28 protein-coding genes and 3 tRNA genes are annotated in these 22,720 nt (G+C 48.3%); 18 read left to right on the top strand and 13 right to left on the bottom strand.

Going from position 1 to position 22,720, the window contains the following annotated elements; translation table 11 throughout:
• Positions 1-131: 131 nt before the first annotated feature.
• Entirely contained in the window at positions 132-854 is a 723-nt protein-coding gene (gene sdiA / locus BEA93_RS07785) for a transcriptional regulator SdiA (RefSeq protein ID WP_001154282.1), read from the top strand.
• Positions 855-920: 66 nt separating this feature from the next.
• Here the strand turns inward: sdiA and yecF are convergent, their stop codons facing one another.
• Together yecF and BEA93_RS25015 are read right to left on the bottom strand one after the other, a co-directional pair.
• A complete protein-coding gene (gene yecF, locus BEA93_RS07790; protein WP_000106471.1) occupies positions 921-1,145 on the bottom strand; it encodes a DUF2594 family protein YecF in 225 nt (74 codons plus the stop codon).
• Positions 1,132-1,272, bottom strand: coding sequence for a hypothetical protein (locus tag BEA93_RS25015; protein WP_228929308.1), 141 nt, complete (start codon positions 1,270-1,272; stop codon positions 1,132-1,134). Before BEA93_RS25015 ends, yecF begins: the two co-directional genes overlap by 14 nt.
• A gap of 332 nt (positions 1,273-1,604) precedes the next feature.
• On the opposite strand from BEA93_RS25015, the gene uvrY reads away from it, so the two are divergent.
• The 6 genes from uvrY to BEA93_RS07820 all read left to right on the top strand — a co-directional run bounded on the left by uvrY (position 1,605) and on the right by BEA93_RS07820 (position 5,148).
• Positions 1,605-2,261: a UvrY/SirA/GacA family response regulator transcription factor gene (uvrY, locus tag BEA93_RS07795; RefSeq protein ID WP_000611331.1), complete on the top strand. Its 657-nt coding sequence runs from the start codon at positions 1,605-1,607 to the stop codon at positions 2,259-2,261.
• On the top strand, positions 2,258-4,090 hold the full coding sequence (uvrC, locus tag BEA93_RS07800; protein WP_000116020.1) for an excinuclease ABC subunit UvrC: 1,833 nt from the start codon (positions 2,258-2,260) through the stop codon (positions 4,088-4,090). Before uvrY ends, uvrC begins: the two co-directional genes overlap by 4 nt.
• Positions 4,091-4,146: 56 nt before the next feature.
• Positions 4,147-4,695 (top strand): CDP-diacylglycerol--glycerol-3-phosphate 3-phosphatidyltransferase, encoded by a 549-nt coding sequence (gene pgsA, locus BEA93_RS07805; protein WP_001160187.1) that lies wholly within the window; start codon positions 4,147-4,149, stop codon positions 4,693-4,695.
• Positions 4,696-4,846: 151 nt separating this feature from the next.
• Positions 4,847-4,922: transfer RNA gene (locus BEA93_RS07810), tRNA-Gly, on the top strand.
• A 53-nt stretch (positions 4,923-4,975) separates the two neighbouring features.
• Positions 4,976-5,049: transfer RNA gene (locus tag BEA93_RS07815), tRNA-Cys, on the top strand.
• A gap of 12 nt (positions 5,050-5,061) precedes the next feature.
• Positions 5,062-5,148 (top strand) — tRNA-Leu (locus BEA93_RS07820).
• Positions 5,149-5,278: 130 nt separating this feature from the next.
• Here BEA93_RS07820 and BEA93_RS07825 read toward each other — a convergent pair.
• From BEA93_RS07825 to BEA93_RS07860, 7 genes are all read right to left on the bottom strand, one after another.
• Positions 5,279-6,295 (bottom strand): tyrosine-type recombinase/integrase, encoded by a 1,017-nt coding sequence (locus tag BEA93_RS07825; protein ID WP_059270178.1) that lies wholly within the window; start codon positions 6,293-6,295, stop codon positions 5,279-5,281.
• Entirely contained in the window at positions 6,264-6,527 is a 264-nt protein-coding gene (locus tag BEA93_RS07830; RefSeq protein WP_000833838.1) for a DUF4224 domain-containing protein, read from the bottom strand. The genes BEA93_RS07825 and BEA93_RS07830 overlap by 32 nt, the downstream gene beginning before the upstream one ends.
• A gap of 209 nt (positions 6,528-6,736) precedes the next feature.
• Positions 6,737-6,919, bottom strand: coding sequence for a hypothetical protein (locus tag BEA93_RS07840; RefSeq protein ID WP_096839898.1), 183 nt, complete (start codon positions 6,917-6,919; stop codon positions 6,737-6,739).
• Positions 6,919-7,488 (bottom strand): siphovirus Gp157 family protein, encoded by a 570-nt coding sequence (locus BEA93_RS07845; RefSeq protein WP_105267628.1) that lies wholly within the window; start codon positions 7,486-7,488, stop codon positions 6,919-6,921. The genes BEA93_RS07840 and BEA93_RS07845 overlap by 1 nt, the downstream gene beginning before the upstream one ends.
• A complete protein-coding gene (locus BEA93_RS07850; RefSeq protein WP_105267629.1) occupies positions 7,485-9,701 on the bottom strand; it encodes a hypothetical protein in 2,217 nt (738 codons plus the stop codon). Before BEA93_RS07850 ends, BEA93_RS07845 begins: the two co-directional genes overlap by 4 nt.
• A 30-nt stretch (positions 9,702-9,731) precedes the next feature.
• On the bottom strand, positions 9,732-10,052 hold the full coding sequence (locus tag BEA93_RS07855; protein ID WP_105267630.1) for a hypothetical protein: 321 nt from the start codon (positions 10,050-10,052) through the stop codon (positions 9,732-9,734).
• Between the two features lie 827 nt (positions 10,053-10,879).
• Complete coding sequence (locus BEA93_RS07860) at positions 10,880-11,272, bottom strand: helix-turn-helix domain-containing protein (protein ID WP_000853106.1); 393 nt, start codon at positions 11,270-11,272, stop codon at positions 10,880-10,882.
• Between the two features lie 119 nt (positions 11,273-11,391).
• Between BEA93_RS07860 and BEA93_RS07865 the strand changes: the two genes are divergently transcribed.
• From BEA93_RS07865 to BEA93_RS07910, 10 genes are all read left to right on the top strand, one after another.
• A complete protein-coding gene (locus BEA93_RS07865) occupies positions 11,392-11,622 on the top strand; it encodes a transcriptional regulator (RefSeq protein WP_000360804.1) in 231 nt (76 codons plus the stop codon).
• Positions 11,623-11,680: 58 nt separating this feature from the next.
• Positions 11,681-12,175 carry a toxin YdaT family protein gene (locus BEA93_RS07870; protein ID WP_105267631.1) on the top strand — a complete coding sequence of 165 codons (495 nt, stop codon included), beginning with the start codon at positions 11,681-11,683 and terminating at the stop codon, positions 12,173-12,175.
• A gap of 20 nt (positions 12,176-12,195) precedes the next feature.
• Positions 12,196-12,420, top strand: coding sequence for a hypothetical protein (locus BEA93_RS07875; protein ID WP_105267632.1), 225 nt, complete (start codon positions 12,196-12,198; stop codon positions 12,418-12,420).
• Complete coding sequence (locus BEA93_RS07880) at positions 12,417-13,427, top strand: replication protein RepO (protein WP_105267633.1); 1,011 nt, start codon at positions 12,417-12,419, stop codon at positions 13,425-13,427. Before BEA93_RS07875 ends, BEA93_RS07880 begins: the two co-directional genes overlap by 4 nt.
• Positions 13,424-14,815 carry a replicative DNA helicase gene (locus tag BEA93_RS07885; RefSeq protein WP_105267634.1) on the top strand — a complete coding sequence of 464 codons (1,392 nt, stop codon included), beginning with the start codon at positions 13,424-13,426 and terminating at the stop codon, positions 14,813-14,815. Before BEA93_RS07880 ends, BEA93_RS07885 begins: the two co-directional genes overlap by 4 nt.
• Positions 14,816-14,853: 38 nt before the next feature.
• Positions 14,854-15,264: a hypothetical protein gene (locus BEA93_RS07890; RefSeq protein WP_105267635.1), complete on the top strand. Its 411-nt coding sequence runs from the start codon at positions 14,854-14,856 to the stop codon at positions 15,262-15,264.
• A 1-nt stretch (position 15,265) separates the two neighbouring features.
• Positions 15,266-15,502 carry a hypothetical protein gene (locus BEA93_RS07895; protein ID WP_000918616.1) on the top strand — a complete coding sequence of 79 codons (237 nt, stop codon included), beginning with the start codon at positions 15,266-15,268 and terminating at the stop codon, positions 15,500-15,502.
• Positions 15,499-15,810 carry a DNA-binding protein gene (locus tag BEA93_RS07900; RefSeq protein WP_105267636.1) on the top strand — a complete coding sequence of 104 codons (312 nt, stop codon included), beginning with the start codon at positions 15,499-15,501 and terminating at the stop codon, positions 15,808-15,810. Before BEA93_RS07895 ends, BEA93_RS07900 begins: the two co-directional genes overlap by 4 nt.
• On the top strand, positions 15,807-16,031 hold the full coding sequence (locus BEA93_RS07905) for a hypothetical protein (RefSeq protein ID WP_059270170.1): 225 nt from the start codon (positions 15,807-15,809) through the stop codon (positions 16,029-16,031). The genes BEA93_RS07900 and BEA93_RS07905 overlap by 4 nt, the downstream gene beginning before the upstream one ends.
• Positions 16,032-16,347: 316 nt before the next feature.
• Positions 16,348-17,499 carry a colicin-like pore-forming protein gene (locus tag BEA93_RS07910; RefSeq protein ID WP_105267637.1) on the top strand — a complete coding sequence of 384 codons (1,152 nt, stop codon included), beginning with the start codon at positions 16,348-16,350 and terminating at the stop codon, positions 17,497-17,499.
• A 27-nt stretch (positions 17,500-17,526) separates the two neighbouring features.
• Here the strand turns inward: BEA93_RS07910 and BEA93_RS07915 are convergent, their stop codons facing one another.
• Positions 17,527-17,871: a colicin E1 family microcin immunity protein gene (locus tag BEA93_RS07915; RefSeq protein ID WP_105267638.1), complete on the bottom strand. Its 345-nt coding sequence runs from the start codon at positions 17,869-17,871 to the stop codon at positions 17,527-17,529.
• A gap of 568 nt (positions 17,872-18,439) precedes the next feature.
• Between BEA93_RS07915 and BEA93_RS07920 the strand changes: the two genes are divergently transcribed.
• Positions 18,440-19,228, top strand: a complete 789-nt coding sequence (locus tag BEA93_RS07920; RefSeq protein WP_105267650.1) for an ORF6N domain-containing protein — start codon at positions 18,440-18,442, stop codon at positions 19,226-19,228.
• 178 nt (positions 19,229-19,406) lie between these two features.
• Here BEA93_RS07920 and BEA93_RS07925 read toward each other — a convergent pair whose 3' ends face one another.
• The 3 genes from BEA93_RS07925 to BEA93_RS07935 form a co-directional block, all read right to left on the bottom strand.
• Entirely contained in the window at positions 19,407-20,330 is a 924-nt protein-coding gene (locus BEA93_RS07925; RefSeq protein WP_105267639.1) for a lysozyme inhibitor LprI family protein, read from the bottom strand.
• Positions 20,331-20,783: 453 nt separating this feature from the next.
• A complete protein-coding gene (locus tag BEA93_RS07930; RefSeq protein WP_105267640.1) occupies positions 20,784-21,344 on the bottom strand; it encodes a hypothetical protein in 561 nt (186 codons plus the stop codon).
• A gap of 131 nt (positions 21,345-21,475) precedes the next feature.
• Positions 21,476-22,711 carry an HNH endonuclease signature motif containing protein gene (locus tag BEA93_RS07935; RefSeq protein ID WP_105267641.1) on the bottom strand — a complete coding sequence of 412 codons (1,236 nt, stop codon included), beginning with the start codon at positions 22,709-22,711 and terminating at the stop codon, positions 21,476-21,478.
• Positions 22,712-22,720 lie beyond the last annotated feature (9 nt).

Here is a 22,720-nt window from a genome sequence, read left to right on the forward strand (position 1 = left end):
TAAAAGAATGCTATGTCTTGCAAAAGTAATTCATTGTCTGAATAATATAAATTATATATAAATCTTATTTATGTGATAGTTTGAGTTATCAATATAAATGATACTCACTCTCAGGAGCGTTGCGGTTAACTATGCAGGATACGGATTTTTTCAGTTGGCGTCGCACGATGCTGTTACGTTTTCAGAGAATGGAGGCCGCGGAAGAGGTCTACCATGAAATAGAGCGGCAGGCTCAACAACTCGAGTACGATTTCTATTCATTATGTGTGCGTCACCCGGTGCCATTCACGCGACCGAAAGTGGCCTTCTACACCAATTACCCGAAATCATGGATTAGTTATTATCAGGCAAAAAACTTTCTTGCCATTGATCCGGTGCTTAACCATGAAAACTTCAGTCAGGGGCATTTATTGTGGAATGATGACTTATTTAGCGAAGCGCAGCCGCTATGGGAAGCCGCGCGTGCACATGGTATACGCCGTGGTGTCACTCAGTATTTAATGCTGCCAAACCGGGCGCTGGGTTTTTTGTCCTTTTCCCGTAGTAGTACGCGTGAAATACCTGGCCTTAGTGATGAACTGCAATTAAAAATGCAGTTATTGGTGCGCGAAAGTCTGATGGCGTTGATACGCTTAAATGATGAAATAGTGATGACGCCAGAGATGAATTTCAGCAAGCGGGAAAAAGAAATTCTGAAATGGACCGCGGAAGGAAAAACGTCAGCAGAGATAGCGATGATCTTGTCAATCTCTGAAAATACGGTCAATTTTCATCAGAAAAACATGCAGAAAAAAATCAATGCACCGAATAAGACACAGGTTGCCTGCTACGCTGCTGCAACTGGCTTAATATGACATCAATTACATTCTGCGTGCCAGATGCAAAACCGGCTGAAAGGCGCGCTTTCAGCCGGTTTTATATTACTGACGGTAGGCTTGTTTAATTTGCTTAACCGTTTTGGAAAATATTGCAGCCTGGGTTTCGTCTTCGATCAGCGCAAGCTGTTTTTCCATCTTTAACATCACGCGGCCCGCGTCAGCTTGTCCCATCGCCTGCAGCATCAGCGTCAGCATCGCTTTCAGGCAGGAGACTTCATTTGCCAGATCTTGATTATTCTCGGCAGTAGAAAAATCAGGCGTACTCATTTATTTTCCTCGTCATGTTGCAATAAAAATTTGCGGTGAAAAATGTTAAGGCGGCGGAGTATACCATAAGCTTTGCTAAAAATATTAGTGGTTGTTTTTTGTGCGCTGTATCGTCAACTATATTAATTCAGTCAATATAATGACCAATAAATATTTTTATCATGAATGTTTTTTGCACGTATTGTTCGGGTTAATTAATGTTACATATTCATACCGCTGATTTTTCATTTGTGCTGAATAAAGTCAATTTTTGTCACATCTCGCCGTTGGTTGTGCTGTGAAACGAACCGGCAAACCTTTGATGACGGGCGTGATCATAACTGTGGACAATCGAATTTACAAAAACGAGAGAAAAATCGAATACCCACCATTTTTAACGTTTCAAAGTTGCAATAAAACCCGCTAATATACTAATGACTAACTATCAGTAGCGTTATCCCTATTTCTGGAGATATTCCTTTGATCAACGTTCTACTTGTTGATGACCACGAACTGGTGCGCGCAGGGATACGACGCATTCTGGAAGATATAAAGGGTATTAAAGTTGTCGGTGAGGCATCCTGCGGTGAAGACGCCGTTAAGTGGTGCCGGGCAAATACCGTTGACGTTGTGCTAATGGACATGAGTATGCCTGGCATTGGTGGTCTTGAGGCGACGCGTAAAATCGCCCGCTCGACAGCCGATGTCAAAATCATCATGCTTACGGTTCATACCGAAAACCCTTTACCAGCGAAAGTGATGCAGGCCGGTGCCGCGGGCTATCTCAGCAAAGGCGCAGCCCCGCAGGAAGTCGTGAGCGCGATTCGTTCTGTTTATTCAGGGCAGCGTTATATTGCTTCTGACATTGCTCAACAAATGGCGTTAAGCCAAATCGAACCAGAAAAAACAGAAAGCCCGTTTGCCAGTTTGTCGGAACGTGAATTGCAGATTATGCTGATGATTACCAAAGGCCAGAAGGTCAATGAGATCTCAGAACAGCTTAATCTCAGCCCGAAAACGGTGAACAGCTATCGCTACCGTATGTTTAGTAAATTAAACATACATGGCGATGTTGAGTTGACTCACCTGGCAATTCGCCATGGTCTGTGTAATGCGGAGACATTAACAAGTCAGTGAGTGTTCAGTTTGACGCAAAAGCGTTTTTAAAAACTGTAACCAGCCAGCCGGGCGTTTATCGCATGTATGATGCTGGTGGTACGGTTATTTATGTCGGCAAAGCGAAAGACCTGAAAAAACGGCTTTCCAGTTATTTCCGTAGCAACCTCGCTTCGCGCAAAACCGAAGCGTTGGTCGCCCAGATCCAGCAAATCGATGTCACGGTTACCCACACCGAAACAGAAGCGTTATTGCTGGAGCACAACTACATTAAACTCTATCAACCGCGTTACAACGTTCTGTTACGCGATGATAAATCTTATCCCTTTATCTTCCTGAGTGGCGATACCCATCCGCGTCTGGCTATGCATCGCGGCGCGAAACATGCCAAAGGTGAATATTTCGGCCCGTTCCCAAACGGTTATGCCGTGCGTGAAACCCTGGCGCTGCTACAAAAAATTTTCCCGATTCGCCAGTGTGAAAATAGTGTTTATCGCAACCGCTCGCGTCCGTGTCTGCAATATCAGATAGGGCGTTGTCTGGGGCCGTGCGTTGAAGGGCTGGTGAGTGAAGAAGAATACGCCCAGCAGGTAGAGTATGTGCGCCTGTTTTTATCCGGCAAGGACGATCAGGTGCTTACCCAACTGATTAGCCGCATGGAAACAGCCAGCCAGAATCTGGAATTTGAAGAGGCTGCACGTATTCGCGACCAAATCCAGGCAGTGCGGCGCGTAACCGAAAAACAGTTTGTCTCCAATACTGGTGATGATCTTGACGTTATTGGCGTGGCGTTTGATGCAGGCATGGCTTGTGTCCACGTCCTGTTTATTCGTCAGGGCAAGGTGCTCGGTAGCCGTAGTTATTTCCCGAAAGTACCTGGCGGTACGGAATTGGGCGAAGTGGTGGAAACTTTTGTCGGCCAGTTCTATTTACAGGGTAGTCAGATGCGCACTTTGCCGGGTGAGATCCTGCTCGACTTTAATCTTAGCGATAAAACGCTGCTTGCCGATTCTCTTTCGGAACTGGCGGGGAGAAAGATTAACGTTCAGACCAAACCACGTGGCGATCGGGCACGTTACCTGAAGCTGGCGCGCACCAATGCTGCGACTGCGTTAACCAGCAAACTTTCGCAGCAATCTACTGTTCACCAGCGTCTGTCTGCGCTTGCCAGCGTGTTGAAACTGCCGGAAGTGAAGCGGATGGAGTGTTTTGATATCAGCCATACCATGGGCGAACAAACAGTCGCTTCGTGTGTGGTGTTCGATGCTAACGGCCCGCTGCGAGCGGAGTATCGACGCTATAACATTACTGGTATTACGCCGGGCGATGATTATGCGGCGATGAATCAGGTGCTGCGTCGGCGTTACGGAAAAGCTATCGACGACAGTAAGATCCCGGACGTGATCCTTATCGACGGCGGCAAAGGACAGCTTGCGCAGGCGAAAAATGTTTTCGCTGAGCTGGATGTCTCATGGGATAAAAACCATCCGCTGTTACTTGGGGTAGCGAAAGGGGCCGATCGTAAGGCTGGTCTGGAAACGCTGTTCTTCGAGCCGGAAGGAGAGGGATTCAGCCTGCCGCCAGATTCACCTGCGCTGCATGTCATCCAGCATATTCGCGATGAATCACACAATCATGCGATTGGTGGTCACCGCAAAAAACGGGCAAAGGTCAAAAATACCAGCACCCTGGAAACCATCGAAGGTGTCGGGCCAAAACGCCGGCAAATGTTGTTGAAATATATGGGCGGTTTGCAAGGTTTACGTAACGCCAGCGTCGAGGAAATTGCAAAAGTGCCGGGTATTTCGCAAGGTCTGGCAGAAAAGATCTTCTGGTCGTTGAAACATTGATGTCTCTGTAGCAACATAGGGGTAATCTTACTGACAACAGATAGTTACCCGTCATTATGCAATTTAATATCCCTACGTTGCTCACACTGTTCCGTGTCATCCTTATCCCATTCTTTGTATTGGTTTTTTATCTGCCTGTTACCTGGTCACCGTTTGCTGCTGCGCTCATTTTCTGTGTCGCAGCGGTGACTGACTGGTTCGACGGTTTTCTGGCGCGTCGCTGGAACCAGAGTACCCGGTTTGGTGCTTTCCTTGATCCAGTAGCAGATAAAGTGCTGGTAGCCATCGCTATGGTGCTGGTAACAGAACATTACCATAGCTGGTGGGTGACTTTACCGGCAGCAACGATGATTGCCCGTGAAATTATCATCTCCGCGTTGCGCGAATGGATGGCTGAATTGGGTAAACGCAGCAGCGTGGCCGTATCCTGGATCGGTAAAGTTAAAACTACTGCTCAAATGGTAGCGTTGGCCTGGCTGTTATGGCGCCCGAACATTTGGGTTGAATACGCTGGTATTGCACTTTTCTTTGTGGCAGCGGTACTGACTTTGTGGTCAATGTTGCAATATTTGAGCGCTGCGCGCGCAGATTTGCTTGATCAGTGATCGTTTCGACGCAAAATTCAGCAAACGATCAAAACTGGTGAAAAATATCGTTGACTCATCGCGTCAGGTAAGTAGAATGCAACGCATCGAACGGCGGTACTGATTGCCAGACGATAATAAAATCAAGTGATTAGCTGATTGCTTGATGAATGCGGGAATAGCTCAGTTGGTAGAGCACGACCTTGCCAAGGTCGGGGGCGCGAGTTCGAGTCTCGTTTCCCGCTCCAGTTTAAAAGACATCGGCATAAGCGGGTGTCTGGCTGAAAAGCCTGAAGAATTTGGCGCGTTAACAAAGCGGTTATGTAGCGGATTGCAAATCCGTCTAGTCCGGTTCGACTCCGGAACGCGCCTCCACTTTTTTCCCGAGCCCGGATGGTGGAATCGGTAGACACAAGGGATTTAAAATCCCTCGGCGTTCGCGCTGTGCGGGTTCAAGTCCCGCTCCGGGTACCATGGGAAAGATAAGAATAAAATCAAAGCAATAAGCAGTGTCGTGAAACCACCTTCGGGTGGTTTTTTTGTATCTTCTTTCTCATTTCCGAAGATGCGTCCGAAGATGATTTTTCTCTGGACGCATCATCATTCATTTTCTCTGGCCACCAACTACGGGCACTACTTTAACTTTTCGGTCATATGCTGCTGTCTGTCGTGGGTTCTTATGCCCGGAAATTGCTTGCTTCTCTTCCAGGCTGCCTTCCAGATCAGAGATACCTTTTGCTTTCAGATCATGAAATGTGAAGTCTATTTGCAGATGAGGATATTTTTCCTGTGCCGCAGCTTTGACATCACGCCAACGAGAGTTAAAACCATCACGGGTGTACTTGCCACCGGTAGTTTGATGAATCACAAACAGACTACTGATTCCCGTTTTTAATGGCAGAGAACGAGCCAGAGCTATCGCTTTCTGCAGACGAGGCGACCAGGCTTTGATTTGCTTAACGCCGGTTTTTCCCTGACGAATGTAGATCCCGGAATCGAACAGTTGGTCTTTCTGCAATGAAAGTACATCACTCTGTCTGGCCACGCATAAGTAGGCAATCTCCATTGCCACGCGAACGACGTCAGGAGACACTTCATAAACGGCCTGATATTCTTCATCCGTAATATAACGTTCGCGTGCTGTCTCTTTAAACTGCTTAACTCCCTGACAAGGATTCCTCTGAACATAACCTCGTTCATAACCCCAACGGAATACCCTGGACATAAAGCTTTTTTCCCTGTTTGCCTGGGTTCGACTTGATAAACCGCGTTGATCCATATAGCGCCGAATATGTTCAGGTTTGATTTTATCCGGGTCGATCTTCCCGAAGACAGGCAGAACTTTTCCGGAGTATTTTGTGTAGTCTTTCCGGGTTTCGACTGCCAAATCCATAAAATCAGGGGAGGTCATGAATTGTTCCGCGAGCGCCTGAAAAGTATTTCTTTCTTTTTCGTCACCGACCGCTTTTTCATATGCCAGCCATACGGCTGATCGTGGCGCATCCAATGCGCACAGGCGTATCGCTTTGTTATCTTTATTCCTGAATTCGTAGGCCGCTTTGCCCTGGTATACACGAGGCGGCATCCAGTTATCTGCTGGGTTCTTTCTCTTTCCGGCCATTAAATATTGCTCCAAAATCAGGTTCATCATCTTTTCGCGTCGTCACCTCCTGTAAATTGCGAAATTTTATTGGGTTCATGAAATGGCCCCAGGTTGTTTTTGGGTGTCCGTCAGCCCTTTCCATGAAGAAAATTCCAGCCCGCCGAAGAGCCTCACATTGCTTTGATTTAAGTGGGCTTCCCGTCAGCTCGACCATTTCTTCTCTGGTGATTATGTCGTGATCGCTTTTCATGGTCTTTCCTCATTATGTAGCTTATTGCGTCATCTGCCACATGGCAGGCACGGGCAATATCAGACTCGGTCAAAGTCTGTTTCCTGACGCTGGCCGAGAGTCGGCCAATTTTGATATCAAATGCGGAGAGCAGAGTTGCTCCCGGTTGCCATCGCAGCATTGTGATCCTCCGGTGTCTGGTGAATCGCAATGCTAGCGGTGGTGAGTTTTTATTTCTGATTAGGCGTAATCAGTTCTGGTGGGGTGAATGCCGATTTCTCCCGCGTGACCTTAATGTTTTCTGGCAGGTGTAGCCCAAGTTCGCAGCGACTCCGTGCTTCAATAATGCCATTGGTACCATCGGCAAGTACCAGGTGAACCGCGTCACCACGCTTTAATGTGAGTTTAAGCATTAGCGTACCCTCAGTGACCGTTCGCCGCGTTCCAGATGTGCGCCTGGTACCGGGTTTAGTAATTCTGCTGGCGGTGTTTCTCCACGCGCCAGTATTTCGGCTGTAACAGCCTCCGCAGATTCAATCACTTCTTTAATGGCTCGTTTGTTTGGTGTAATAACCGTTTCTACATCAACAAGTGACACACCCTCATACTCGTCCGGGATCTTATCTTTGTTATCAATAATTACCCGGATAGCCCCCTGTGCATCAGTAAATGTGTTTTTTGCGGTTTTCAGTTTATCCAGGCCAGCAGCTTGCAGGCAGGCGAGCATATGCTTCCGAATTGCTTTTTCCTTGCCTTCAAAGGACGTCTTACGGGTGGCCAGGCGAGACATTTCTTCAGCGCAGGTACTGGCATTGCCCTGTAAATTGCGGCAGATGACCATCATGGCGTCCAGTTTGTCTCCCAGTTCTCCTTCCATACCTTCAAGCGTGTCGGCGATCATCTCTGGCGTCAGTTCGTCGGAGGTTTCTAACAGGTCAATCAGACTGGCATATTCTTTTGCAATAGCGATAGCTGTGCTCATGCTGTTTGTTCCTGTGCGGCGGTGAGGGCGGTGAGGCGTTCGGTTTTAATGTCGGTGATACGGCGCAGACGTGATCCCAGATACGATGAATATTCTTTATCGCCTTTGGCTTCCGCTGCTTTCCTGTGTACATCCACTTCGCGGGCGATGAGGCCAAATACCTTGTTTACTTCGTTGGTGGTTACCGCGGCGGCCAGCGTATTGGCAACGTTGATAAGCTTCTCATCCAGTTCCTTACGAAGACGGGTAGCATCTTCCGCATTCTCGCTGGCATTCTTGATATCAAATTCAGCTTTATTCCTCTGGCGGTATTCCGGATTGTCGTACAGGCCCATGAAAATATCGGCGCTGAAACCGAGAGGGGATAGCGCTTTCTTTACAGCATCCGTCCAGGACTTCTTCGGCGCTTCGCCGTCGCTTGTAGGTCCGTATTTAGTGTCGTAGATATAAGGTGTGCATCCGTAAGCCTCGGATTCACCGCGCACCCCATTCAACATGTACCAGACTCTAACTTTCATGGTGTGGTGCATTTCACATAGGTACCCGCCAACACCGTCTTGAATCAGATCCCATTCTATTTTTTCACCAACCTGTTTTTTGCGAACTATCGGTGCGCCTTTATCAAAACGCTCTTCCACCACCTCTACACCCCAGCCAATACCAAACGGCCCAAATTCGCGAGTCGCTTTCATCGCTATATAAGTGCCGTTGATGGATGTGCCGCCGCCGTTCTGAGAGAAAGCTTTGGTGAAGCGCTCATCGGTTTTGAATACGTTCTTCCACAATGCCAGGTTATCCGTGTCGCCGGAGTCCTTTAACTCCGTTTCGATAGCTGAGATTGCATTCTGCCGCTTGTGCTCTTCGGTATGGATCCGCTCAACCAGCGCGTCAACGTTCTGCACCAGATCCTTTACCTGCTCGCTAAGTTTTTCTTGTGGAGGAGTCTCTTCTGCCAGGGTAATTGCTGCAGGTTCCCTCTGTGATACGGCGTTATTTTCAGGTACGTCATACACATGGCGAGGCGTGACAAACTGCTCACGCAACTGCTGCAAACTACGTTCTCCAGCATTTGCAGCTTCGCTTTTTTCGCCATGATTTGAGGGTGTTTCTGACATCATCCCATCAATTGAGAATCGTCCGCCGCCGTGGTTGGTGACTTTTACATCGTCCTTCGGTACTGCTTCCTTTGGTTTCTCTTCAACAGCATTTGCATCACGCTTCCCGTTAGCTTGCAGCCAGTTGTCGATGTGACTGCGCAGGGATTGCGGGAAGTGGTACGTGTCTTTTGCAGGGGCGCTCTGAACGACACCGAATACGGATGCCCGGTCATAGGAAAGGATCTGATCCGTTGTGCGCAAGGCCATTGACCAGCGTTTAAAATCCTCCCGGTCCTGGCTGATTATTTCGTCTGCCGCTTTCAGGACGCTGGGAGTGATTTTTTCCGGGCCAACAGGTAACAGGGCGCAGGCAATTTCACGATCCAGTGTGGCGTGCGTCTGTTTGTAAGGACGTGCGGATGCTGTTTCTGGTATTACCTCCGGCAGCATTTCATCGCGTTTACCGGGATTCTCTACCCATTTTTTTATAAATTTGGAGATAGTCCAACTGGTCGGGTTTTGTTCCTGGGTATCGCAACTTGCCAAAATTGCATGTACCAGATTATTCAATCCAGCAATATGCATGTACTCGATGGGCTTACACGCCACCATGGCATCAAGAACGATGCGGTTAAACGCGTCAACCTCATCCTGACTGTCAGTATCACTGTTGTCGAGCATCTCCAGGTATTCACGCGTCTGCGCAAGCAATTCACTGTCGACTTCGTTGGCATCGTGGCTGAACAGCAGGACGGCGGCGAAGCGTTCACGAGCAGGCAGTTTCATCAGGTCGCTAACCTGTGCGATATCTGCTGAACCGCTATCTGAATCAGCGGGGGTGTTAACTACCCATTTTTCGCCATCAAAACTGTGTTCTGTGGCGAACGTCTCATCAAACTCACCGACGCCTGGGCGCGGTTGGCCCGGGGCATCTTCCCAGATTTTAGGTTTGAAATAGTTGTCGCCGTGGTCAGGGTAGGCTTCCCACAATTTGCCGATGATGATGTTCTCGGCAACTTTTTTGTTAGGGGCGTCGATGGCGATGGCCAGCGCCGGGATCGCGCCGTTTTTGAGCGCGCCTTTTTTCGCTTCTAACAAGCCGTTAAAAATGGTCATTGGTCTTTCCTCATTACAGGTCAGTGGTCTTTAGTAGGGGATTTCAACGGTATCTGGCGTGTATTCGATGCAAAGTAACTGCTGGATTTTGTCATCGATAGCAGCAATACGCTGTTGGGCGTCGGCGGCTGTTTTCTGTTTTTGCTCACTCAGTTGCTCGACCTGTAAACCGATGATGTCGATTGGCTGAGGCTGGTTGACGGTAATTTCAATTTCGCGGCTTTCCAGAAGGATGTACCTGTCTGGAAAATTTTTTGACATATCAACAGTCGCAACAAGCAGCTTTTCGTGGCTGAAAGTTGAAGTTGCATAATGAATAAAGAGTGTTACTGGGATGGTGCGCGCTTCCATAGCGACTCCTTGGTGGGGTATACTCAGAACCGATCAGCGGCTCTGTCGTTGGTCTTTCCTCGGTGTAAGGTTGGTCCCTTGCACCATATCCGAATGGTTTGGTCGCCGTTCGGGGTAACTGGCCCGCCTTGTGCGGGTCTTTTGCCATCTAAAGGGTGCCGTCTTTCCGGCTGTCAGGGCTGGTCATGCCCGGTCTTTCCTCGTTGCGCCTCTCTGCGAGAGGCTCTGGCTTTCACCAGAGGGTCCCAATAATTACGGTGTAGCGCCCGGAATCGAACCGGGTAACGGGCAGGGAGTTCCCGTCAAACACCTGTTCACCACAACCGGGAGCGCACTCCGCCATTTCAAAATTTAACGACAAAGCTCAAAGTTGAGTCGATGAAGTGCGCTCTCGTGTTGTCGCCAGGACTCTTCCCTGGTGGTCACACCGTATCGCCTTGATGGTGAATCAATCGCTCATACCTGGCTGTGGCTTGCACATTCCGGCTACCTGCTATGGAGACAACGCGTTAAGGCTCCGCTTCCATCCAGACCGCTTCGACACATGTGCCATATGCCGGTGAAGTCTTTCCCTCTGTCATCGTGTTGGCGCCGACGCGCAAAATTTGGTGCCGTCTTTCCGGCTGTCAGAACTTGTTTCTGAACAACTGCCGCTGGGTAAGCGTTGTTGATGAAAGTGACTTTACAATTTGTATTTGTAATTGTCAATGTGTTTTTAAAAAATAATTTGTAGTGAGGGGCAAAAAAATATTCACTGTGTAAAGGTGTTTTTGTGTTAGGGGGAAAGTTGCATGCCAGCAGCGGCTGGCCTGGAAATTTGAACTGAACTATTTTGTCTGGTTTTTGGCTTCAAGTAGTTCTTTTAGCAGTAGATCGAAGTGCTCTCTTTTTTCTTTTAGCTCATTGATTAATTTATTTTTTTCGCTCTCAGGCAGTCCTCTGAATAGTTGCAGTAGAGCCTGTTCTTGCGGGGTTAGTTCTTGATTGTAATTACCCGGGTGTAGCGTGGATTCATCCAAATATTCCCCTTCATTCATGAAGAAAAAATGAACAGGGTATCCGGTCACTTTTGCTAGTTTGTCTAATTTATCTTTTCTTGGAGTTACCCCATTACACCATGCCTGAACTGATTGAGCCGTAACCCCAATATGGCGAGCTAGCTCAGATTGAGACCAGCCTAAGTCTTTTAGAATCCGTTGTAGTCGGCTAGCAAAAGCCATGTTTTTCGTTTTTGTGTTCATACCGTAAGGATACAAGGTTTAATTGTAGGGAGCATTGCAAATATAATTTGTAATTACAGTTATTATTTGTAATGATGACGCGGACACAAGGAGTCCATATGGATAAACAACTGCAAGACAAAATTCTTTCCGTAATGAGTCAATCCGAGTTAGGGCGGCGATTAGGGAAAAAACCACAAACGGTAAGCCTCTGGTTCAAAGGACGGGTTCCCGGTGAAGAGGTTTTGCGCACATCTGAAGCTCTTGAATGGCGCGTGACCCCTCATGATCTTAGACCGGATCTTTACCCAAACCCAGATGACAGCTTGCCTAAAACGGAAGCAGCTTAACTGTTGGTGAGCCCCAAATCTGATTAAGCGTAATCAATTTTTAGCGACAGGAGACGCTATGGAAAACCCAGAGGAATTACAAAAAGAGATTTTGACCTGGGCGGCAAGGGCAGGGCAGGAACTCGTCACGATTGAAATCTGCCGAGCCTGGTTCAGCCAGGGACGCAATGATGAGTTGAGACTACATGAATTTGAGGACACGGACGGCAACGTGGACTGGAGAGCCATCAACAACAACCGGCAGAAAATCTTTCGCTGGTTACGTGGCGAGACAACGGCGGCGCGCCGAAAAACTCAGGTGCTGGCCAGTGTGATGAAAGCCGTGCTACCCGCAGAACGGCGGGCTCGTCTGGAGTCGCCGGGCGAGCCTGTTTTGCTGGCAACGCTGGCGGCAAAAGAAGGGGTGGAAGCGATTAACGCTGTACATCTCCACTTCGCGCCAGAGTTAACTATCCAGGAAATTGACGAAGCAATAGCGGCGCTGGTAGCGACGCGAGGGGCAGTGATAAGCACTGCGCAAGACCACCATGCAGAGCGCCTGACCAGCGTTTAACTTATACCGAGGAAAGACCGATGTTAAGACATATTGACCGTATTACCTGGCGTAACGGCTGGCACCTGAATGGGCGCCCGGCACATGTTGCAGAGATCCGCCCCATATTCGATGGCCGCGTCGTAGCTGCACGTTCTGTGTGGGAAAAGTACGAAGAAGAAAAAGCGAAACTGCGTGAGCAAAATCTCTCTGGCGCTGCCTATGAGGCTGGCTGCCGCGTTCTCTCAGAGGCTTTGGGCATATGAACATCCTCCCGTTACTTGATAGACCCATAGCCTTCCAGAGAAGTTTTATCCGTCTTGAAACGGGCGTGACTGCCGCATTGTTTCTGTCGCAGTTGACGTACTGGACAAACAGAACAACTGACGACGGCTGGGTATATAAAACCCAGGATGAGTGGGAAGAGGAAACAGGGCTTTCACGATACGAGCAGGAGGGCGTCCGCAAAAAACTACGTGGTCTCGGCGTCTTGCTAGAACGTAAACAGGGCTTGCCTGCCAGGCTGTACTACAAAATCGATAATGATGTGTTGTGCCAGCTACTTACGTCCGCATACAAGGATGCGGAAAAACCACATACAGGTGAGGGGAAAACCACCAGGCCTGTACGTGGAAAACCAACAAACATTCTTACAGAGAATACAACAGAGAATACTACAGAGATTATAGATCCCCCTAACCCCCAGGGGGGAGACGGCGACGAGACCATTCTCGCTGATGCTCAAAAAGCACTGGCCAGTTACAACGAGCAAACCAACACGCGTTGTCGCGACGTTAAACCGTTCGTTACGCTGCTGACTCCGACAAAAACGCGAACCGGTTATACCGTCGCGGAAATCGAACTGGTGATCCGCTGGGTGTTGGCAACGTGGCACCGTCGTAGCGGTAGTGTGCCCAAAATCGCAAATATTTGCCGTGTAGGACGCTTTGATGGCTACCTGGCTGACGCTGAGGCCTGGGCTGTCGCTGAGGCTGCTGTAGACCCCTCTGAGGTCGTTAACGGCTACAACGAGATTTTCGCTGATTTACTGCCTGAGGCTGAAATCGACACAGACCGCCGCCGGGCGATCATGAAACTACTGGCACACATGCGGTCGCAAACTCTCGGGGCGTTCCTGGGGTATTTCGAAAAATTCCGTGATACCGCACCTAAATTTTATTTCGGTGGTGAGGATCGCGACGGCTGGCGGGCAGGGTTTGATTACCTGATGAAACCGGAAACGCTGCGTAAAACCAGGGAGGGGGCATTATGAATCCGGAAGAACTGGAAGCGATCGTTCTCGCTGGTCTGATTAACGGTGGCGCGACGCCTGACGCGTTTGATGTGATTGCCACCACTCCGGAGGAAGCTTTCAGCATTGTGTTTCACCGCCGCGCTTTTAGCGAAATCAAAAAGCAGGCGCTGGCGAACGGCTTCATAGACATGCTGTTTCTCAGTGAATCGCTGGGCGGTTCCAGCCTTGCGGACCTGTCTCAGATATCCCGAATCCCGGCGACGGTAGCGAATCTGAAAGGCTATGCCGGGAAAATGGTGCAGGCGTGGCGGAGCCGCAAAATGGCGGCATTGTTGCAATCTGGCGCGGATGGTATCCGTAACGCTGTAAACCAGAGTCAGCGTGATGAGGTTATTGAATCTCATGTTGCTCAGGTGCTGGATATGAGCGCCGCTACCGGCACAGTCCAGCCGGTACACATCAAAGAGCTGTTACCGCTCTACATTGACACCGTTGATAAACGGATGTCTGGCGACGCGCAGGAAATGATGCTGAAAACCGGAGTCGAGGATCTGGATGTCGCCCTGGGCGGTATCAACATGACCGACCTTGTTGTGGTTGCCGGTCGTCCAGGCATGGGGAAAACGGAATTTACCCTGAAGATTATCGATGGCGTTACCGCAGATGGCGGTGGCGCACTGTTTTTCAGCATGGAAATGGGCGCTCAGCAGATTGTTGAACGTACCGTTGCCGGGGCTGGGAATATGTCCTCATCGCGTCTGCGTAATCCAAAAGAAATGGACGATGAGGACTGGTCGCGATTAACCGCTGCGCTGGAGACCATGCAGGATCGCGATATCTGGATTGTTGATGCCACTGATTTGACGATTGAGCAGATCCGCGCCATTGCAGAGACTCATAAACGCCGTTATCCGCACCTGAAGTTGATTGGTGTTGATTACATGGGCTTGATCAAAAAACCGAAGGCCGAGCGCCACGATCTCGCTGTGGGGCATATCTCCCGCAACATGAAGACTATGGCCATGCGTCTGCATACCCCTGTTTTTGCTCTTAGCCAGCTTTCCCGCCAGGTGGATTCTCGACCTGCTGGCCAGCGTCGCCCGGTGATGTCGGACCTGCGCGATTCCGGCAGTGTTGAGCAGGACGCTGACAGCATTTTGTTTTTGTACCGCGATGAAGTTTACACACCTGATTCACCTGCAAAGGGTATCGCCGAGGTGATTATCGGTAAAAACCGTTCTGGCGGGGCAGGTGAAATTATTTATCAGGAATTCAGGAATGGGCATTTCCTGCCAGTTGATCAACACGTAGCACGCGAAAAATTACGCATCCAGAAGGAGGCAGAACAACCGAGAAAACGTGAAAAACGGTATTCAAACAAAAACTTTAATACGGACCCCTTTTAACCACGCCTGACCAGCGTGAAATAACCGAGGAAAGACCAATGACCACCACTCCAGGCAAATTAGAGTACCCGTCGGACAAAGGACACATAGACGACGGTAAAAACTATCTCGACGTCATTTTGTGGAATATGAACGTCGGGCCACGTGCGCGCACTCGCGCGGTTTTTGTGCCAAGACCCAAAGCAGGCAATTTTTCAACCCCTGCTCAACCTGCCTGTCAGGCATCCGTGGCCACAGCGCCAGCAGTGAAACGTAAGGGGAAAACGCACACCGGGATCGCGATTCGCAGAAATGGCGAGCGGCAAGTGAAACTCCACGAAACAGCGACAACCTGGTGTGCCTCACCGCATGAAACTTACGACAAGATAACCGGGCAGCGCATTGGCGCGCCTGGTCGCTGTCGCCTGCTGCTGAGTTCCATCACTCCGATAGCAAAGAAAGGGGCGTGATATGGCCGGGCAATCAGATTACCTGCCGCCCGGCTTACCACACAACCGCGCCAAATGGCCCCAGGAATACCAGCTTAAAGAGCACTACGACATGCGAGCGGCGGCGCTGATCCGCCAGCTCTTTGAGAAACGTATTCCGAGGGGAAGCGTGATTGAGCAAATCGGAATGACGCCGGATACGTACCGGGAATTTTTCAGAGAGCGTCTGAACTACTGGAGAGGGGTGATGGAGCAATGAAATACAAACGGTGGGTTCGTGCGGAAGTCGTAATCATCAAACAATGTGCGGGCAGCATGACAGTTGAACGTATAGGGCAGCTTATTGGCAGAACCGGTGCAGCGGTACGCACAAAAGCGCGCGAGCTGAAAATCTGTATGTATCTGCGGGGTAATTATCACCAGTCAGCAAAATACTGCCAGGAGGATATCGAGCTGGCAAGGGAATTACATCAGTCGGGTATTAATCGCCAGGATATCGCGGAAAAACTCGAAATGCCGATCGGTGCGGTGAATAAGTTTGTTTATTTTGAGCGGAGGATTTCATGAAAGAACTTTTTCTGGCATTTGTGCCCCGGTTTATTAATGACCAGATCGCACTGACTGATAATGGTGAACAATATGAAATTGCCTGCAGCATGGTGGATGTGAATCCGGGCGAACGGTATGACGCGATGTGTGATCTGAAAATATTTACCTGGCTGGGTTGGGCCATTCCGTGTGGAGAACCAACCAATATTCGCCCGTTTGAGGGCAGGGAGGCTGTATGAGTGAAATTAATTATCAGGCACTTCGCAAATCGACAGAAATGACCAGCAAGATGAAAAATGAGTTAAAAATTTGTGGAACCACATTACTAGTGATACAGACGCGCCATTATCCGTGATGGTGGATGAGCTGAAACGGGCGTGTGTTGCCGCTGGCATTCGTATCAAAGAAGAGTGAGATGGTGATTTGGAATATCGGTAATTTTCATTGACGTGATTATAACCCTAGGTTACCATCCAAATACTGTATATTTATACAGTATTTGAAGAGGTGATTATCTAATATCTCTGGGAAATAATTATTAAAAGGAAAGTTGATATGGCATGGACTGGATTTGGAGGTCAATGGAATAACGGTGTGCATTCTGGTGGTGATGATTCTGGCAGTATAGGCGGTGGAGGCATAAAACTCGACGGCAAAGGGAATCCTGTAGGTACTCGTGCGCCGACAGCCGAGGAGATCGCGTCACAATGGAATAGTTTTGGCGGTAGTCAGATTAAACCCAGTGATGTATCGAACATCAGGCCGGATGGTGGCGGTACTTATCAGGCTAACATTGCAGGTAATTACCATGTTGTAAGTTCTCAGGGTGCGAATACCCCATTTGCTTCGGAACGTAGCAACGTTGCGGCAGGTTTTAGTGGCGGTGTGGGGCCAGCGCCTGGCGGGAGTGCTAACAATAGTGCGCCCAGCAATCCAAAGGCTGAGGCAGAGGCAAAGAAATGGATTGAAACAGTCAAGGCTGTTCGGGCTGGTAATATCCCCTACGGTTATGTTCTTAACGACGGCAAGGTAGGCGTAAACGTGCCTCAATATGTTGAACGCCGCAAAGGTCGTGGCGACACATATACCGTTCGGGGTAAAGATTTGTTTGTTGTTTCGCCTGAACTGACAAAAGCGTATCAGGACGGTCTTGCGGAACGTGCTGAGATTCTGGACGCCGTAAAATTTACGTCTGATTTCTATAAAGACCTTGCAGGTAAATTTGGACAGCATAACGCGAACATCGCAAAGGAACTGGCGGAGGCTGCAAAAGGCAAGAAGATTCGTAACAGCAGGGATGCACTGGCGGCGGTGGATAAATTTAATAACCGACTGAGTAAAAAGTATGGTGCCAAAGACCTTGAGGCAGTTGCCAGGGCTTTGGAATCGGTTAACCGGGATGCAATGGCGAAGAATTTGTCTAAATTTGGTAAGGCATTTGGTGTCGCAAGTTATGCTGTAGATGCTTACAATGTTCTTTACGTTGAATTTCCGAAAGCTATTCGTACTAAAAACTATCGCCCAATGCTTGTTAAGTTGGAGGCAATTCTTCTTGGTGCTGATGCAGGTATTGTTGCTGCGTGGGCATTTAGTGCGCTTCTGGCAACGCCGATGGGTATTCTGACGTTTGCGCTTATAATGGCATTGCTAAGTGCGATGGTTAATGAAAAACGCATTGAGGAACTGAATAAGTTCTTAGGGATTTAACCGTTATCAGTAGTAACCAGGGCCACGTCATGTGGCCTTTTTTGACAATTGAATATAAATAATAAACAGAAGGCCAATGGGAATTGAAAAAATAAAAAGCATACCGTGGTATAAACCCATTACCCCGCTTTTTAAACAGGTGTCTGTCCACGCCCCTGTTATCCATGATTCGTATGTTGTATATTTGAGAACGATATTTTCTACAGCTTTCTTTGCATATGGGAACAAGAAACAGCTAATAACAGCAAGCATAACCAAATACTCCCATATCCATAAATCACCTTCAGCTATGGCCTGATGCCACCTGAAAACTGTCATGGCGAGAAATACGCATCCGTACAGGATGTTGCTCAAATAATATCGAAATGTCATCTATGTTCCTTAAGTGTAGAACTCGTCTAACTGTTTTAACCATCCAGAACTCTATGAATAACATAACATACCAGTCGTTACGAGAGTAAAAGAAAACAATTGGTGACGTTTCTGTATCCGAAATATATCAAATAATAGATATTAAGAATTGTTTCCTAATATCTATTTGAGGTGTTTATGGATAATATCTATGACGACGAATTGTTCGCAGGGTTTATTGCAAGAGGGGAGCTACATAGTGTTGAGTACCCACTGAATGTAGAGAATGCGGACACAGGCTGTTTGAAGTTGATTGAATTGACTTAGAAAAAGCCCGGGGCTATAGTTTCCGCGCAGCCGCAAAATCGGTTGCCGGGATTGGCGTCCCGGATATCTAAGTGACGCATAGCCGCGTTAGCGGTTTTTTTATGTGTTAGGCACGGCCACATTCGCATTATGGTGGGCTGTGTGGGGGCTTCTGCGGAAGCGCCGGGTTCACTTAGCCGGTTACGCCAACCCTGCACAGTTCACCACCAGATGATTGGCGTCGCTGGTGGTGATGAAAAAAACACTAAGTGAGGCCACTGCGATGACAGTCCAAATATCTGCGGAATCCCTTTCTCCGCTACATCATAACCAACTTCCCGTCATCACTACTGAATTGCTTGCCAGTTTGTATGGCACGGAAGTAAATGGTATCCAGCAAAACTTCAAGCGCAACATCGCCAGATTTGTCGTAGGAAAGCATTTTTTTAAGCTGGAAGGTAATGAATTACGCGACTTCAAAAACAGACTGACAGATAGTCAGTCAGTTGCTAAACATACCCGATCCCTCATTCTCTGGACAGAACGCGGCGCAGCTCGCCATGCCAAAATGCTGGAAACAGAACAGGCCTGGGAAGTTTTCGAAAAGCTGGAAGATTGTTATTTTAGCCAGCGTCCAGAGAGGCGGAGTACAACCACCGATGACCGCACCCCCTTACGTGATGCCGTTAATATGCTGGTCGGCAAGAAAGGCATGATGTATCCCGATGCTTATACCATGATTCATCAACGCTTCGCCGTCTCTCACATAGAACAACTGTCACAGGCGCAAATGTTAGAGGCGATTGAATACATCCACTGCCTGCTGCTCGATGAAAATCAGCCAACTATTCCGGATTTTTCTTTTATCACCACTATCAAAAATGGAAAAGTGACCAGGATGCGCCATGTTGCCAAAGGCGAACATCTGATGACTTTTGACGCTTTCAAAGAGATCGCTGAGCGGGCAGGGTATCTGGTGATCCACAGCGACAATCTGCGAAGTATGACACTGGATAAATTGATGCTAATGGGGAAAAAGTCGGCTGTATCCTTTGCTGATTCAGCATTTTGACAGGTTGAATGTTTGGCGCGGTTATACTCTATTTGCGCTTAAAAAGGTATTTGACCACGACCAGCACGAGACCGAATACCTCTGTCAAAGTACCGCCCATATAAAACAGTTACATATGCACTTGATGACTAAGCTGGCACCAGGTTAACACCAGGCGCCAGCTTGAAGGAGACTTCAGTTATTGGTTTCTGAGGAACGCGATTCTTGAAAGGGTCATTTGCGTCTGGCAGTCGACCATTTTCTTGACTTCAGCATCTGTTCCCTGCATTGAAACTTTACCGCACATTGCGTCCTTCGTTTTGATCCACTGGCGCTGAGAAGGCAGCAACTCTTTTTTCTTCGCCGGGGTTAACTTGCTCCAGACGGTACTCAAATCAGAGTCAGCATTCGCAAATGCCATTCGGGACTGATCAAGGCTTTCAGATTTTTGCGGCTGAAGTTGTGCCTGTCTCTCTTTTTGCTTCTCCGCCTCATACCTGGCCTGTTCCTGTGCCCTGAGTTGCACCTGTTGTTCCGCTTCAATTTGGCTCTGTTGGGCATCCTTAGCCTGCTGGATTTTCTGCTGCTCAACGATCGGGGTGATAATGGAAAGCGATGTCAGTAAAGCGGCGCCCACTGATATCGGATTATCAGTAGAGGTTTTTACAAAAACGTTTTTCTGATCGTCGGTCGCCTGCACGGTGTAGGTGATACGTTTTGAAAAGGCGTTTGCGTTGTTCTCCAAAAACAGGTTTTCCATTTGCTTGTCGAGATTACGATTAAAATTCTTTCTGTAAGCATCTGAAAGCTGGACGTACTCGTTCGCAGGTAGAGTCATCGTCACGGTCCCTTCACAAGTTTTCATTGTGCTGCCCGTGTCACTTGATGTTGTGGAGATTTCAGAGACGGCTAGTTTGATCTTGTCCAGTGTGCTTCGTTTGGTCTGATTAGTGACATCAGGGTATTTATCGACCTGTTCAGATAGTCCTTCATAAGCAGATTTTTTTAATAAATCCATAAGCGCTGACTGGGTTATTTCCGAAGAACAACCGATCACATCTTTTTTGTTATCACAGCCTGTAAGGGCAATGGCGAGTAAGAGTACTGAGTATTTTAATCTCATGAATTCCCTTTAGAGTAAGGATTGGTTTTTAAGACGCGGTCTGTAATCAGTTCCGAGAGCTACAGTAAACAACGCTGAGCACTGAACGCATCACAGGCAAGGTAAAAGGTGATATCGGCAAAGGCTGTGAAACCTTTAATTCAACGGATGGGAACGGTATGCACAGGATCCTGTAACGACGCTCCCAAAACCGGAAACCTGTAAGGCATGTTTTCGCTGCTGAACTTAATATACGAACCTGCACTATCATGAACATATTTTATATCGTTATAGCCCGAGTGATTGTGCCCGGCAATAGATAGTGTCCTGGAGGAACTATTTCTACTGTAAAAGGAAGATATTTAATTTCGGTGTGGGATTATTCCCTGTTGTTAATAACCATGGCTGTATATGGCACTGAGCAGGCATTGGCTTTTTTAAAATTTAATTGCGTTATTAATATCACTTAATTTTTTATTTTAAAGTACAGCCTGCCCGAAAGGCACTGCTAATTTCAACATATTCCGCTCTGGCCGCACCTCTAAGTTTCTGAGACTCACGTTCAAAACTCGCCAAATCTTCCTTACATTTTGCCGAAGTAGACTGGAATCCTTTCCCGCACATCTGAAATGTGACTGTCGGATCCGCAAATCGGGTACGCTGGGTGTAAGCCTGGCAAACAGCGGATGCCCTCGCTTGTTTTTGTCGTGGGCTTAACGGGCGTGCTGGTGTGGCCTGTTCTGCCTTCTCCATTTTCAGGTGGTAGCAGCTTAAATTACGAGAGGCGATCACCTTTTTAATAGCTTGGGCGCGGCGATAATTTTCATTAAATTCAGGATGAGATGATGGATTAAGGTTGAGCAATGGCTCTATATTATCTTCTGCCTGGCAAAGCTGTGAATCGGTGTACTGCGCAAGTTTTGCCGCCTCGATTGCAGCCGGATCTGGTTGTGAATTTTTTTGGGTATGGCTTACACATCCGGACAGCGTAAATCCAGCGGTCAGTGCTAAGATGATTTTTGATATTCCGTTCATTTTCCATTCCTGTTTCGATGTTTTGGTGGTGCACTTTCCCCACTCGGATAAGATTATGCATTCGGATTCGAGTGATGAGGCAACGCCATATAGGCGATGGCAGCCAGCACGATGGTGATTAAAATATTTAATCAGAATTTCCGTTCTTTCCAGCGTTTAACCAACGCGGCCATGTTCAGCGGCCATAATTTAGGCTCAATCACTTTGCCTTCAAACATCGCGCCGAGCTCAATACCTGGGGCAAAATGTACGGTCATTGTTTCAGGGTTGACGGCCATCAGCTCTGCGTCTAGTAAGTCGTGTATCGTTGGAGTCAACAACAGGCCATTATCAGCGCTAAAATTGCCTGAGGTAGCTGGCTCAATGTGCGCCGCTTGCAATCGTTCGCCGTTCTGCCAGCCAGTCACCGCGCAACGGCCAGCAAAATTATTCCATACCCATTCAACAAACTGCATATGCGCCGTCGCGTCGCGCTGCTCAACGATGCGCTGCGCGGTTCGGGTACTGTGGAGTTTGACAGGTTGGCCAAGTGCGGGCGCGGGTTTCTCTTCCTCCACGACGACCACTACTTCCTGCGACATGATGATTCGATCATCGGCTACCAGTTCCGGAACAACGTCGGCCAGCTTCTCGGCTTCTCGGATGATTTGCTTTTCTTCCTGCTCATCCAGGTACCGCTGCACCAGTTCAATGGTCGTGGTGGCTTCATGCTGGTGTTTGTGGATATAAAGCTCAACATCACGACGCTGGCTGGCTGGAATGTGTTTTGCCAGAAAATCCTGTAGGACGCGATTATCCAGCTTTGTCGTAACTTTTGATGTCATGCTCACAGAATCATACCGTTTCGGTGTTTCCATCTGCGTTGATTGCAGGCCTGGTAATTCGGTGTTGATTTGAGCGGAAACCTTGCGCGGGATGATTGTCGGCGTAAATGCTGGCGTGCTGGCCTGGGACGTGCCACGGCGACGGGCATTCTCCCAAAGGGCTTCTGTTTCAGGGTTTTTGCGTGCGCCTGGCTTTTGCATAGGCATAGTGCGAATCAGCGCTTCCCAGCCCATATTGACCTTCTGTTTGGCCTCGCGGCGTTTATCGGCCAGCGTAGGTTTTGATGGTCGTTTTTTGGAGAGCGCTTTCTCTGGTTTTAACTTGATGCCGCGCGATAAACCATTTATCAGCGTTGGATGCACTGATAAGGCTTTGGCCAATTGCAAACCGTTTAAATTGCTGCCATCTGTATAAGCGTACATAAACAAATCCGCCCAGCCATCATGTTGAGGGGTCATACCCACGCTGGTTAAGGCTGCGCGAATCTCTTTTTTGCGAGCTTTGTCCAAGTTAAATTTTTGGGTTTTATTTCGCTTAGTCATTTCAGTTCA

The sequence above is a fragment of the Escherichia sp. MOD1-EC5950 genome (assembly GCF_002965345.1).
Taxonomy (GTDB): domain Bacteria; phylum Pseudomonadota; class Gammaproteobacteria; order Enterobacterales; family Enterobacteriaceae; genus Escherichia; species Escherichia marmotae.

Bases quoted from the DNA above. Each gene is read 5' to 3' on its own strand.
- sdiA (WP_001154282.1), top strand. From the start codon at position 132: ATGCAGGATACGGATTTTTTCAGTTGGCGTCGCACGATGCTGTTACGT.
- yecF (WP_000106471.1), bottom strand. From the start codon at position 1,145: ATGAGTACGCCTGATTTTTCTACTGCCGAGAATAATCAAGATCTGGCA.
- pgsA (WP_001160187.1), top strand. From the start codon at position 4,147: ATGCAATTTAATATCCCTACGTTGCTCACACTGTTCCGTGTCATCCTT.
- BEA93_RS07825 (WP_059270178.1), bottom strand. From the start codon at position 6,295: ATGGCCGGAAAGAGAAAGAACCCAGCAGATAACTGGATGCCGCCTCGT.
- BEA93_RS07830 (WP_000833838.1), bottom strand. From the start codon at position 6,527: ATGAAAAGCGATCACGACATAATCACCAGAGAAGAAATGGTCGAGCTG.
- BEA93_RS07840 (WP_096839898.1), bottom strand. From the start codon at position 6,919: ATGCTTAAACTCACATTAAAGCGTGGTGACGCGGTTCACCTGGTACTT.
- BEA93_RS07845 (WP_105267628.1), bottom strand. From the start codon at position 7,488: ATGAGCACAGCTATCGCTATTGCAAAAGAATATGCCAGTCTGATTGAC.
- BEA93_RS07850 (WP_105267629.1), bottom strand. From the start codon at position 9,701: ATGACCATTTTTAACGGCTTGTTAGAAGCGAAAAAAGGCGCGCTCAAA.
- BEA93_RS07855 (WP_105267630.1), bottom strand. From the start codon at position 10,052: ATGGAAGCGCGCACCATCCCAGTAACACTCTTTATTCATTATGCAACT.
- BEA93_RS07860 (WP_000853106.1), bottom strand. From the start codon at position 11,272: ATGGCTTTTGCTAGCCGACTACAACGGATTCTAAAAGACTTAGGCTGG.
- BEA93_RS07865 (WP_000360804.1), top strand. From the start codon at position 11,392: ATGGATAAACAACTGCAAGACAAAATTCTTTCCGTAATGAGTCAATCC.
- BEA93_RS07870 (WP_105267631.1), top strand. From the start codon at position 11,681: ATGGAAAACCCAGAGGAATTACAAAAAGAGATTTTGACCTGGGCGGCA.
- BEA93_RS07875 (WP_105267632.1), top strand. From the start codon at position 12,196: ATGTTAAGACATATTGACCGTATTACCTGGCGTAACGGCTGGCACCTG.
- BEA93_RS07880 (WP_105267633.1), top strand. From the start codon at position 12,417: ATGAACATCCTCCCGTTACTTGATAGACCCATAGCCTTCCAGAGAAGT.
- BEA93_RS07885 (WP_105267634.1), top strand. From the start codon at position 13,424: ATGAATCCGGAAGAACTGGAAGCGATCGTTCTCGCTGGTCTGATTAAC.
- BEA93_RS07890 (WP_105267635.1), top strand. From the start codon at position 14,854: ATGACCACCACTCCAGGCAAATTAGAGTACCCGTCGGACAAAGGACAC.
- BEA93_RS07895 (WP_000918616.1), top strand. From the start codon at position 15,266: ATGGCCGGGCAATCAGATTACCTGCCGCCCGGCTTACCACACAACCGC.
- BEA93_RS07900 (WP_105267636.1), top strand. From the start codon at position 15,499: ATGAAATACAAACGGTGGGTTCGTGCGGAAGTCGTAATCATCAAACAA.
- BEA93_RS07905 (WP_059270170.1), top strand. From the start codon at position 15,807: ATGAAAGAACTTTTTCTGGCATTTGTGCCCCGGTTTATTAATGACCAG.
- BEA93_RS07910 (WP_105267637.1), top strand. From the start codon at position 16,348: ATGGCATGGACTGGATTTGGAGGTCAATGGAATAACGGTGTGCATTCT.
- BEA93_RS07915 (WP_105267638.1), bottom strand. From the start codon at position 17,871: ATGACATTTCGATATTATTTGAGCAACATCCTGTACGGATGCGTATTT.
- BEA93_RS07920 (WP_105267650.1), top strand. From the start codon at position 18,440: ATGACAGTCCAAATATCTGCGGAATCCCTTTCTCCGCTACATCATAAC.
- BEA93_RS07925 (WP_105267639.1), bottom strand. From the start codon at position 20,330: ATGAGATTAAAATACTCAGTACTCTTACTCGCCATTGCCCTTACAGGC.
- BEA93_RS07930 (WP_105267640.1), bottom strand. From the start codon at position 21,344: ATGAACGGAATATCAAAAATCATCTTAGCACTGACCGCTGGATTTACG.
- BEA93_RS07935 (WP_105267641.1), bottom strand. From the start codon at position 22,711: ATGACTAAGCGAAATAAAACCCAAAAATTTAACTTGGACAAAGCTCGC.